Source organism: Bartonella sp. AA126HLJHH (assembly GCF_042197425.1).
Taxonomy (GTDB): domain Bacteria; phylum Pseudomonadota; class Alphaproteobacteria; order Rhizobiales; family Rhizobiaceae; genus Bartonella.
Genome location: NZ_JBHIRU010000007.1, coordinates 18535 through 30521 on the forward strand (window position 1 = coordinate 18535; position 11987 = coordinate 30521).

At 39.8% G+C, this 11987-nt stretch carries 7 protein-coding genes and 1 pseudogene; all 8 read right to left on the reverse strand.

Going from position 1 to position 11987, the window contains the following annotated elements:
- Window positions 1-74 precede the first annotated feature (74 nt).
- Window positions 75-2039 (reverse strand): BID domain-containing T4SS effector, encoded by a 1965-nt coding sequence (locus tag ACFIQC_RS04810; protein ID WP_375646927.1) that lies wholly within the window; start codon window positions 2037-2039, stop codon window positions 75-77.
- Between the two features lie 305 nt (window positions 2040-2344).
- Complete coding sequence (locus ACFIQC_RS04815) at window positions 2345-3628, reverse strand: BID domain-containing T4SS effector (RefSeq protein WP_375630145.1); 1284 nt, start codon at window positions 3626-3628, stop codon at window positions 2345-2347.
- Window positions 3629-3982: 354 nt separating this feature from the next.
- Window positions 3983-4828, reverse strand: coding sequence for a BID domain-containing T4SS effector (locus ACFIQC_RS04820; protein WP_375630146.1), 846 nt, complete (start codon window positions 4826-4828; stop codon window positions 3983-3985).
- 344 nt (window positions 4829-5172) lie between these two features.
- On the reverse strand, window positions 5173-6444 hold the full coding sequence (locus ACFIQC_RS04825) for a BID domain-containing T4SS effector (RefSeq protein WP_375706811.1): 1272 nt from the start codon (window positions 6442-6444) through the stop codon (window positions 5173-5175).
- 309 nt (window positions 6445-6753) lie between these two features.
- Complete coding sequence (locus tag ACFIQC_RS04830) at window positions 6754-8352, reverse strand: BID domain-containing T4SS effector (RefSeq protein WP_375706812.1); 1599 nt, start codon at window positions 8350-8352, stop codon at window positions 6754-6756.
- A gap of 315 nt (window positions 8353-8667) precedes the next feature.
- A complete protein-coding gene (locus ACFIQC_RS04835; RefSeq protein WP_375627897.1) occupies window positions 8668-8844 on the reverse strand; it encodes a hypothetical protein in 177 nt (58 codons plus the stop codon).
- A 704-nt stretch (window positions 8845-9548) separates the two neighbouring features.
- Window positions 9549-9731: pseudogene (locus ACFIQC_RS04840) on the reverse strand (type IV secretory system conjugative DNA transfer family protein); the annotation flags it as partial.
- A gap of 248 nt (window positions 9732-9979) precedes the next feature.
- On the reverse strand, window positions 9980-11608 hold the full coding sequence (locus tag ACFIQC_RS04845) for a BID domain-containing T4SS effector (RefSeq protein WP_375630150.1): 1629 nt from the start codon (window positions 11606-11608) through the stop codon (window positions 9980-9982).
- Between the last annotated feature and the right edge of the window lie 379 nt (window positions 11609-11987).

Consider the following 11987-nt stretch of genomic DNA (forward strand, 5'->3'; position numbering starts at 1 on the left):
ACCGTCTTTGGTGCAATCTTGGCAAGATAATTGCACCAAAGTTTTGGATAAAAAGCCAACAATTAGGAGATTTATTACGACAAAGCCATTGCTTTTGATGTTTCGGCTCTGCGCGGTCGAACATGCGGCTGGTCTTCTTGTCTAGAAGTTGCTGCAACTTCTTGATGCCGCTTTGCTGTTGAGCGTTCAGGCAGCTTCGGGGGCTGCGATAAGCTTTGCTGCTTTTGTAATTTTTTATCGAGATCGGTAAGTGGTTGATGACGTTTTTGTTGTTCTTCCTGATGGTTTTGCACAATGGTTTCTCTTAACTGTTTTATCGTATCAGCATAATCCTTAATGGCGGTACAAAGGGTAGGAAGATTTTCTTCAGCAGCTTTGCGTGCTCCGTTTTTTACGCCAAGGTTTTTTCTACCAGCAAGTGGAGCAAAAGATGTAGAATCCTTTTCAATTTGAAATACAAGCTCTTCTCCCATCTCTGGAATTTTGTGCATATCTTCTAGTCTATATTGCAAAATAAATGGATCCTTATAAACAATTTGGCACCAATATTGGATCTCTCTTTGACCATATTGAACCGATGGATCTTTTTGAACTCTGCGGGCAATTTCCTCATTTGAGAGAGGCTTTATTTTCTTTTCTGAATTGAGCGGATTTTGTAAATGTTGATTTGTTAGCTCTTCCTCTTGTGCTTGTCGCTGATGTTGTTGTTCCGTGTGAGAACCTTGTAAAATATTTTCACTTTTTGTATATTTTGAAGTATACACATAACCGTTAATGGCAGCACATAGGGTGGGAAGGGCTTCTTCAGCTTGTTTGCGCGCATGATTTTTTATGCCAAGAACTTTTCTACCAGCAAGCTTAGAAATAGACTTAGGCTGTTCTGTAACATCCCATAAGAGTTGTTCTCCCATATCAGGGTTTTCTTTAATTTCTGCAATTTTTTCTTCTAAAATAAGTCGGTTGCCATAAACCTTTTTGCACAAAAATCGTATCTCTTCTTGATATGCTACGAGCAATAGCTCTCTTTCCATTGTATTAATAGATGGTTTTTGTTCGTGAGACGGTTTTGGTTGTTCAATTGCTGTGTGTGGAGAGGCAGGCTTTTGGACGACAGTATCGCTTTGTTTTCTGTTTTCCATACGGTGCGATTTTCTTGAAGGCGGGACGGCATATGTTCCACTGTCTTGTGATGATGAACTGCTTTGCTGCCTGACTTTCATATGTGATGATGTTTTGGGTCTAACACTTGGTTCGTGTGTTTCAGGATTTTGAATTTTTGTGCCGTTTTGCACTCTGTCTCTCATGCGTGGGGGTGTTTGCGGAGCAGGCGTTGCATAGAGATGTTCTCCCTCTTGAGCTGTTGTTTTGTTTTGTTGCTTATCTTTTGCGCGTGGAGGTCTTTGTGGAGCTGCTTTTGTGTGCGGAGAGGAATGTTCTTGGATTTGTGAGCTGGTGATTTTTGTGCCGATTTGTGCTCTTTCTCTCATGCGTGGGGGAAGGGGCGGAGCCACTTTTGTCTGTAGAGAAGGGGATTCTTGAGCAGTTGGTTTGTTTTGTTCTCTATCTTTTGCACGCGGTGGTCTTTGTGGGGCCATTTTTATGCGCGTGGAGGGGCTTTCTTGGGTTTCATACTTTTGGATTTTTGCGTCGGCTTGTGTTTTTTCTCTCATGCGTGGAGGAGGGGGTGGAGCCACTTTTGTCTGTAGGGAGGGGGACTCTTGAACTGTTTGTTTATGTTGTTGTCTCTCTTTTACGCGCGGAGGTTTTGGTGGAGCTGCTTTTTTTTGTGGGGGAGGCGTCTCTTGGTTTTTGGCGTTAGGAGGCATTGTGCTGGTTTGCATTGGGCTTTTCATACGAGGGGGTGGTGGTGGAGCAACTTTTGGGTGGTGTGATAAATTTTCTGGGCGTTTTTGTACAGTTGGTTTTGGCAAACTTTGAGAAACTTGGGAAGGAGGGGTTCTGGTGGGGGATTGTTCAGCCGGTTGTTGAAATTTTTCCATCATTTCGGTGATAAAAGGGGAGGGATTTCTTTTTTTCATGCATGTTCCTTTCAAACTCTTCCAATATTGTTTTTAAATACTATTTAAAAATGTACGTTGGTTTTTATTCTGTTTTATGCTTTTTCATTTGCTTTTATGAGAGAGGATATGAGACTGAATGGTCTCGCACGATTTGACTCTTATGGTTCAGATCATAATCATTCTCTAAAGATTGTTTTCTCCAGTGTTTGGGTTAAGGGACGGAAAAATAAATTTTGTTTCAATTTTTCTCTCTTTCTTGGCGCAAACACCTCTTTCCTGTGTTGCGCCAAGACGTTAGATTCAACGTGAAAACTTATGTCTGTTTAGCTGGCAAAAGCCATCGCTTTTGGGGCGGCAGTTTTGCGAGGACGAATATCTGTTTCTCTTTGTTGCGTAGAGGGTGTTGCTCCTTCATGCGTTACTATTGAAGGCTCAGGGCGTTGAGCAGTCTGTGAGACGCTTTGTTGTTGATGCAAATTTTGCGTTCTGTCAGAAGATGCTTCATTGTGTTCTTGTTTTGCCTGCTGAGTTTTTGAAAGGCTCTCTCTTACTTGTGTTACAGCTGTTGCATAATTGTCAGCGGCGTCAATGAGGTGAGAAAGACCCGCTTCAGCATGTCTGCGTGCTTTATTTTTAAAGCCACAAAAGTTACGACCAGTGTATTTGTTAAAAGACTGAGGATTTCCGGCAAGTTGCTGTGCCAGCTGTTCTATTGTTTCAGGGTTTTGGAAAAGCTCTTCTGTTTGTGATTGCAAAATGTTTGCGTTCCCAAAAACAACAGTGCACCAATATTTGATTTGGGCATGGTGTCTTCTGACTTTTGAATGTTGGTGAATTTTGGTAGAAATTTCTGTCTCTGAAAGCGTTTCTTTTTCGCGATGATCTGGTTTTTGCAGAAGTTTAGCGACGGCTTCCTTCCCCATGAAGCGTTCATAGTTTTTGAGTTCTTGCTCTGGAGATTGTAAGAGGCTCTCTCTTGCCTGTTTTACAGCTTCTGTATAACAATCAACAGTGACACTGAGAGCGGAATAACTCTCTTCCGCTTGTCTACGTGCTCGACTTTTGAAGCCCAGCGCGCTGGTACCGGAAAGTTTAGCGATACTTTCAGGATAGGCTGCCATGCGCCATGAGAGCTCTTCTCCTGCAGCGGGATCTCTTTGAATTTCCTGCATTTGTTCTTGCAAAATGTTTGGGTTACCATAGGCACTTGCGGATAAACGTTGGATTTCTTCTTGATAGGTTCGAACCAATGAATGGTGTGGAAGCAATAGAATGATCTCTTCCTCTGAGATAACTCTTGTTGCCCTCTGGGTAACTTGTGAAGGAATTGTTGCGTGTGTCGTTTCAGCTTCTTGCGGTCTTTTGGTAGAGCCGCCTCTTGTTAACGAAGCTGTTGGATTTGTTGATGCATATACAGTTTCTTCGCTTAAAAAAGATTGTCTTTCCTCATCTTCTTCCGGTATGGATGACAGTCTTTTGCTTTTTGAAGGCGTTTCTTTAGGAAGGGGGGCTGCTGCGCCTGAGACCTCTGCCGCCGCTTGTTCATAGAGCTTTATAAGTTCTTGTATTGAAGAGGATGGAAAAGGATGAGGGTGTTTTTTTTTCATGCATGTTTCCTTTCAAAAATTGTTTTAGAAAACCTCTTTGGTGCATTCTTGCCTTTTATGCTTGGATCGCTTTGAGACAAAAGAAATATCGAGCTGAATGAGCTTCCAAAGATCTGCGCTATTTGCAATCAGCTTAATGGACATTTGTGTCTTTTATACAGTTTTTTTGTGAAATATTATCAATAAGTTATCAATAGTCGGCATGAATTACAGGCGCCATTTTTAGGGCTATTTTTTGTAACATTCTAAAACAATTCTTGGCGCAATCGCGATAAAATGATTTGCGCCAAGAAACTCACTGAAAAAAAGATTACATGAAAAACAAAAACTATCTGTTTTTATGTTTATGCCCCCTTACATGGCATAAGCTATTCCTTTTTCTCCGTGTCTTTGTCGTTGAGGGCTGTGCTCTGGACTATTGTGTTCTTGTCCTCTTGTGTGATGATGACGATGATGATGATGGTGTCTCTCAACTTGCTGAGAATTTTCTTGATGGCGTCTTTGTTCCGCTAGAGGGGTTTGCGATAGTCTTGTTGCTGCGTCTTGTACAGCCTTTGTATAACCATCAACGGCATCAACGAGCGATCTAAAACCATCTTCAGCTGCTTTGCGTGTTTGATTTTTTAAGCCAAGTGTGGAGCGGCCAGCAAGTTTATGTATAGATTCAGGATTTTCAGCAAGTTGATTTGAAAGGTCTTTTCCTTTAGTGGGATCTGTAAGTATTCCTTGCAAGTGCTGCTGGAAAATCGTATCATCGCCATAAACAATTTTACTCCAGTGTATGACTTCTTCTGCATGTGCTTGGACGTGTGGATTTTTTAAAAGCATGACACTTATTTGATCAGCTGTGAGGGAAGATGAAGGCTTTCCTCTTTGGTGCGGAGCAACCGTTGTATAGTCGGTTTCAGGATCTTCTGTCCTTTGATGTTTACCTCTTGAAGAAGGGGTAACGCTGCTAACTGATGCGTATAGAACATCAGTTTCATGTCTTGGAGAAGCAACCGTTGTATAGTCGGTTTCAGGATCTTCACTCCTTTGAGCATGATGTCTGTCTCTTGAAAGAGGGGAAGAGGTGCTAACTGATGCGTATAGAACTTCCTCTTCTGGGGTTGGTCCGCGCTGGTTTCCTCTAGTTGGTTTATTAATTTTTGCATAGAGGGCTTCTGGATTTGCAGAAGGATGTGGATGATGTTTTTTCATACATATTTCCTTTCAATATTTTTAGAAAACCTCTTTGGTGCATTCCCCACTTTTAGTTTTGATAACTTTTATATAAAGGAAGATATCCAACCGAATGACCGCCAAAGATTTTGCGCTATTCAATATTGATATGTAATGAACATTTATGTCTTTTATACAGTTTTTTTATGAAATTTTATCAATAAGTTACAATAAATTACAGGATCCACTTTTAGAACTATTTTTTGTAACATTCTAAAACAACTCTTGGCGCAATCCCGATGAAACGATTTGCGCCAAGAAACTCACTGAAAAAGTGATTAAACGAAAAACAAAAATTGATCTGTTTTTACGTTTATGTCCACTTACATGGCAAAAGCCATTCCTTTTTCTCCATGTCTTTGTCGTTGTGGGCTGTGCTCTGGACTATTGTGTTCTCGTCCTCTTGCGTGATGATGATGGTGGTGATGTCTGTGTTCTGGGTCTCTTTCTGGACTTTCGTGTCTTTGACTTCTTTCTCTTTCCTGCTCCCGTGTAAACTGTTTATGGAGCTTTTGTGTATTATGTATATGTCTTTCAAGAGCTGAGCAAAGGGGAGCAAAACTCTCTTCAGCTTCTCTGCGGCTTGGAGATTTTACACCAAGTATTTTGTGACCTGCAAGCTTACCAGCGCTTTCAGGATTTTCTGCAAGCTCCAATAAGACTTTTTCTGCACCCTGAGGATCATCAAGGATCTTCGCAAGTGGTCCATTCAAAGCATGCTCGTTTTTATAAACAACTCTGCATCGCTCTTGGATTTCTCTTACACCATATTGAAAGTCTACGTTTTTTAAAAGCTTTGTTGTAACCACATCTTTTGGGGTTCTGGGAGGGGAGATTTTTCTTCCTCCAACGCCTTGATAGATGGGATTTTCTAGTTGTTGGGATTCTTGCCCACCTTCAGCTCCCATGCCAACCGTTGTATAGACAGATTCGAGAGGTCTTTGGGGAGAGTGCTCACCACGTTCACTAAAGTCAAGCTCTGCATAGAGATGTTCTGGTTCATGGGGATGTCGTCCACCCTGCGCACCTCCACCAACTGTGTCGTAGGGTGTTTGCCAACCTTGCGCCGCCAGATCCGTTATTGAATAGGGGTTTACGAGTCCGTCGGTGCGTCGCCCATCACTCGGTCTCCCACCAAGTCTGTCATAGGGATTTCCTAGTGGCTTTTGGGGAGCATAGGCCGTTTCTGATGGTTGTTGAAGTGTATATTGAGGTGAGGTGCGCTGTTCTTTGGGTGGCTTATTAACTTTTGCGTAGAGGTCTTCTACATTAGAAGCTCCTAGTTTTTGTTGGTCAAGTGGCTTTTTGGGAGCATAAACCGTTTCTGGTGGTTGTTGAAGTGTATATTGAGGTGAGGTGCGCTGTTCTTTGGGTGGCTTATTAACTTTTGCGTAGAGGTCTTCTACATTAGAAGCTCCTAGTTTTTGTTGGTCAAGTGGCTTTTGGGGAGCAAAGACCGTTTCTGGTGGTTGTTGAAGTGTATATTGTTGTGGGTTGCGCTGTTCTTTGGGTGGTTTATTAACTTTTGCGTAAAGGGGGGCTTGGCTCTGGGGTTGTGGGTTCTGGGGGGCTGGTTGTGGGTGACTTTTTTTCATGGCTGTTTCCTTTCAATATTTTTAGAAAACCTCTTTGGCGCATTTCCCACTTTTTGATATTTTTTAAGACAAAAGAAGAATATCAAACTGAATGGTATCCAAAGACTTCGCGCTATTCATATTGATATGTAATGGACATTTATGTTTTTTATACAGTTTTTTTATGAAATATTATCAATAAGTTATAGTAAATTATAGGATTCATTTTTAGGACTATCTTTTGTAACATTTTAAAACAATTGGTGGGCGCAATGGAGATAAAATGATTGGCACAAAGAGTTCTGTTGGAAGGCAAAAGTTCACGCGTTTTTAGCCGGTAAGAGCTAGCGATGAGGAACGACTAACTTTCAAGCTGCGAGCTTGGCATTGTGCTTCTTGGGTGTTATTTACAGTATTCGCAATTTCTTTTGCTTTGCTTTTCGATGTCCCAAGGAGGCAAGCTAGTCTGGTATAATCTTTTTCTTGTATGGCTTTACGATCTTCTGAGGATAGACGATTGTGTAGTTGTCGTGAAAAGGTATGGAGTTCTTGTCGCAGTGAACGAGAATGCAATAAAGCTTCCCTTTGTTGTTCTTCTGGTAAGGAAAAAAGGTTTTGTAAATTTTTTCCAGGTTTTTCGACAGTGTGGTTCAGGCGATTTTGTTCTCTTTGGTGTTGCTCTAAAATTTCTTCTTTTGTTTGTTGTGTTATTGTGGCATAATTTTTAAAGGCTTGGCTGAGTTGTGGAACAGCCTGTTCGGCTTGTCTGCGATTTGAACTTTTCATGCCAAGTATTTTACTCCCTGCAAATTTAGAAATTGATTGAGGGTTTTGTAAAATTTCATCGGCAAACTGATTTCCTAAGTTTGGAGCTACCGTTATGATATCTAATGTTGTCTTTAAGGTGTGGGTTTTACCATAAACAGTCTTTGATAAATTTTCGATTTCTTTTCGACTCCCTTCAACATAAGCGTCATTTGAAATCCTTTCAAATAACTCTTCATCGGTAAGAGGGGCTAATGTTTCTTTTGGGATCAGTGTTTCTTTTAAGCTTTGAACGTTGGTTTTTTGAAAGCAGAGGCGGGCACCGTTTTGTAATGTTTTGACTTGTTCTGGGGTGAGATCATCTTTGTGTCCGACGACGAAAGCCCCTTCTATTTCCATGACAAAACCTTCTGCTGAAAAACCTCTAAAGACGCCTTCATAGGTTACATCTTCCTTTGCTGCAACAACAACACGATCGTTAATTTCATCCAGTCCAGCGTTTCTCATTTGGGAGACAAATTCTTTTAAAACAAGGGATTTTTGCGGATGGGTGATATCTTCAAAAAGATCTTTCATCGGTTGGGGATTACCATATTGCATGGCTTCAATACAGGCTGCTGTCATGCGTCCTTTTGTGATGAAAGAAAAGTCAATGGTATATCCTGCTGCTTGTCCAAGTTTTTCCATAAACATTCGATTGACACGCCCATTGCCTTTTCTAAAAGGATGTGCGTGCTCGAGCGCCATAAAAACTTCAGCGGCACTTTCAGCAAATTCTTGGCGCGATAAACCTTTTAAATTGTTCTTCTGATTCAGTGTTTTTTCGAGTTGTGTGAGTTCTTTTTTAATCTGTGGACCGATAGCAAAAGGAATTTCATAACCTTTGGGACGCATCGCTGGCATATGGGCAGAGGTGCCGTCTTCAAATGTAAAGGATGTATCACGGGTGTGGCCTGCCCATTCAAAAGTTTCGTGGAAGAGGCTCCAATGGATTAGTTTTAGATAGGAAGCATCAAATTTTTGTGGGGGTGGTTCATGGCGAAAATTGACCGCTTCTCTGGCTGTATCATGAGCACAGCGTTGATACAGTTTTTTAGGGTTTTTGATGCCATATTTATTTTTGAGTGTTTTGGTTCCTTTATATAGATAATTTTGCTCTAACATGTAATCTCTCCTAAGTAGGTAGGGTGGTGGTTGATGAGCGTCTTAAACGCTGCATGTGAAAAATTCCCCTTCGCGTATTCTTTTGAGATTTTGGTTGTTATGAGAGGGAGCACTTTTCCCTCCAGTGTATGGGGTGTATCAATCGTTTTGTGATGCTTTTGAAAAGCTTTTCTGATGTTTCCTTTGTTTATTATCTTGTGCTGTAAAATGCTGGTATTTAGGACGCTGATATGAATCCCATAAGTAGTCAGAAAATGGATTTTCTATAAATTGACTCTGGGTAAAATCTTCGTTCTTTGAGGTGTAAGGAAGAGGTCAAAAAGAAAAATGTTGCTTAAAATTGTTGTTTTTTCCTTTAACAAAGTTGTTTGCAAGAGCGCTTTGATGAGGGGCGTGGATATCGCGGGTGTAATCGCTCTTGGTTAGTGGATGGTGCTGGTACTTTTCATACACAGCTCTCAGATTGGTGAATCTATGGGCAAAAGCAGTCATCAAAAATTTTTCTCCATTATGTTTTTCTTATTGCTCCATATGAATATCTTGCCATACGAACATCTTTTTTGTGTATTTTTGCAACAAAATGTTTTTTATTTTTGTATTGTTGCTCTTATTATATTGCGCTGCTTTAAGATCCATAAGAGAGGAAACCCTTTCTTTGGTTGGGGAGAAAAGCCTTTTTCAGCGCTTTATCATTAAAATAGAACACTTTATGATATCGTAAAGGGGGAAAAGCTTGTATAAGAATGATTTATTCATTTTGATGTATATCTTAAATATTTTTTGGGAAAAAATCGATGTTCTTGAGTGTAGGTGTTTTGAGAGTTGTTGTCTCAAAGATCAACCGTTTTTTTTTAAGTCTTGATATTGGTGATTAGCGTTGTGAAATGTTTTTGCTTGTTTGTAGGGGATAAATTATAAACAAAAAGCTTTGTAGGAATGTATTTGCAGGACGTTCTCAAGTGGAAATGTTGGTTTGGTTATAGGTGATTTGAGGGGGGGGGACTTTCTTGTAAAGACGATGGTACTGGTAAAACGATACACAAAATACAAAAAGGAAAACACACGGATTTTTTATCATGTTTTCCTTATGTGTGAAGAAGCGGTCAAAAACTTTTTGTTAACGGGTTTTTAAAAAATAGAAATGTATGTTGTTTTTGTGGTTGGTCTTTTCATAGTCAAGATCTCATAATAGGAAGTTAGTTTTTCTTTTGTGGAGCAAAGCGGTTTTTTGCAGCTGCGGCTAACATTTCTTTCCTTCTGAAATAGATGGCGCAACCACATCGCGAAGGGGAGCCTTGCATCAGAATAATTTGTTCATCTTGACGCATTTCTCGGATAACTTCGTGGGGTAAAATGAGTGCTCTTTTTAAAATATTCATATAACCACGAAAATCGACTCCATCTAAGACAAATAAAATAGGCTTTTGTAGCTTTCGTCGGTAGTAATCATGACGTTTAAAAGGAATTAACAATTATCCTGTCCAATTGCTTTGGATATGGTGTATATGCTATGTGCAAAATTGGTGGTAGGGCGCTTAAGTAGTCTGTTTTTTGCATGTATGATAAGAATATTAAAATATCTCTTCCACATAGGTGTTTAAATCAAAAAAACAAAGTTTCATATTTTTTAGTTGGCCATAGCAAGTGTATTTGAACGATTTTGTGTGCGTGTGTAGAATTGGCTATGAGCGTTCCTTGCTTTTTGAACAATGTCGGTAATTTCTCGTGCTTTCTGTTCTGATATACCAATACTTTGTGCAAGTGTTTCATAATCTTTGTTTGTGATCGCACTACATTCGTTTGATGAGAGACGATGTTCTAAACTGTTTATAAAAGTACGGAGCTCTTGGTATAATTGAGGAGATTGAGACAAGATTTCTCTTTGTTTTTCCGGTGATAAAGCAAAAATATTTTGCAAGTTTTGACTGGGATTCTCTACCGCTTTTCCAAGGCGTTCTTGTTTAATTTTATGGTCTCGAGTGACTATATTATAGGTAGCTTCTACAGTATACACATAATTCTCAATTGCAAGAGAGAGCACATCAAGATAATTTCGAGCGTGTACACGTGCCGGATTTTGTAGACCGCATATACTAAAACCTGCAAGAGGAGAAACAGAGTGCGGTGCCTGTTTAATCTGATTAGCAAACTGTCTGCCTAATTCTGGATTTTTAATAATCTCTTCTATCTGTTCGTTTAATACGTTTGCGTCACCATAAACAGTTTTTGCGTAAGCTCGGACTTGCTTTTGAGCTTTGAGAACGTAACTATCTAGCGCAACTGTTTTGGCACATTCACTTTTTGTGAGAGGCGCTAATGTTTCTTTTGGAATAAGCGTGTTTTCAAGCTCTTTGCTGTTGGGGGCGGTAAAGGTAATGATATCACCAGGTTTTAGTGTTTTTAATCGTTCTGGTGTGAGATCATCTTTGCTACCAATGATGTAAGTTCCTTGCATATCGAGTATAAAACTTTCTGAATAACAACCTTTATAAGTTCCTATATAGGTTTCTCCTGCCTTTGTTGCCATAACAAGGCGATCATCCACGTTGCGTCCCGTATTGTTTACGTGGTCCATAAATTCTTTTAAAAGACGTATTTTGGGGGGATTGGAGATATCCTCAAAAAGATCTTTCAACAGTTGTGTATTGCTATATTGCATTGCTTCGCTACAGGCAGCCATCATACGTTTTTGTGTGACAAGCGAAAAGTCAAGCTGATGTCCTGCAGCTTTGGCAAGATTTTCAAAAAAGACTTGTTCTGTGTGCTCATTGCCATCTATGAATGGGTGGATTTTGTGAAGAGAATAAAATAGACTCGTTGCTTCCTTGACAAATTCTTCGCGTGTTAAGCCTTGCAAATTGTCTTTTTCGGCAAGCGTTTGATCTAATTTTTGTAAGAGTTCAGGGATTTCTTCACCGGTTGCAAAATTATTGCCCCATTCCATTCTTTTCATTTCTGGCATGGCGGCAATGCTATCGTCTGTAAATGCGAAGGGGATATGGCGCAGATGTCCAGCCCATACAAAGGTATTTTTAAACAATTGTTGGTGGATATGGCATAGATAAGTTGAATTAAAATATTCTGGCAGGGGTTCTGCACGCAGATTGATCATGGCTTTTTGCCTATCATGTGAGCATTTTTCCAGAAAACGTTTTAAATCTGTTTCTCCATATCTATTTTTGAGAATTTGGGTACCAAGATAGATATAATTATGGGGTGAGGGAATTCCTTTTGTTTTTTCTTTTGCTTTGGGCATTGTTACATTCCTTATAATGTTACATTGTCTATGAGAGTGTGTTAAACTTTTTGTTTGAAAATCCCCCACGCATATTGTTTTGAGATGTTGAGACTTGGGTGAGGAAAAAATCCCTCAAATTCGTAGGTGTTTTTGAGTGTATCAATCTTTATCTTGGCATTTTTTTCTTTTACTGAGAGAGAATGGTTCATTTGGGTTGTTTTCATGCATATTGTCTTTTAATTTTTTTGTAGAAAAATTTCCCTATAAAAGCGGTGCCTTCAAAAGTTTCCTGATAGGATTCTCAAGGCATAGATATGATTGGTATTTATTATTTGGAGATGAGGAGAGTGCTTTATAAAGAAAATTGGCATTGGTAAGCACAGGCATAATACCATCA

Excerpts from the sequence above, each read along its gene's own strand:
- ACFIQC_RS04835 (WP_375627897.1), bottom strand. The coding sequence starts at position 8,844 with ATGACTGCTTTTGCCCATAGATTCACCAATCTGAGAGCTGTGTATGAA.
- ACFIQC_RS04810 (WP_375646927.1), bottom strand. The coding sequence starts at position 2,039 with ATGAAAAAAAGAAATCCCTCCCCTTTTATCACCGAAATGATGGAAAAA.
- ACFIQC_RS04820 (WP_375630146.1), bottom strand. The coding sequence starts at position 4,828 with ATGAAAAAACATCATCCACATCCTTCTGCAAATCCAGAAGCCCTCTAT.
- ACFIQC_RS04815 (WP_375630145.1), bottom strand. The coding sequence starts at position 3,628 with ATGAAAAAAAAACACCCTCATCCTTTTCCATCCTCTTCAATACAAGAA.
- ACFIQC_RS04845 (WP_375630150.1), bottom strand. The coding sequence starts at position 11,608 with ATGCCCAAAGCAAAAGAAAAAACAAAAGGAATTCCCTCACCCCATAAT.
- ACFIQC_RS04825 (WP_375706811.1), bottom strand. The coding sequence starts at position 6,444 with ATGAAAAAAAGTCACCCACAACCAGCCCCCCAGAACCCACAACCCCAG.
- ACFIQC_RS04830 (WP_375706812.1), bottom strand. The coding sequence starts at position 8,352 with ATGTTAGAGCAAAATTATCTATATAAAGGAACCAAAACACTCAAAAAT.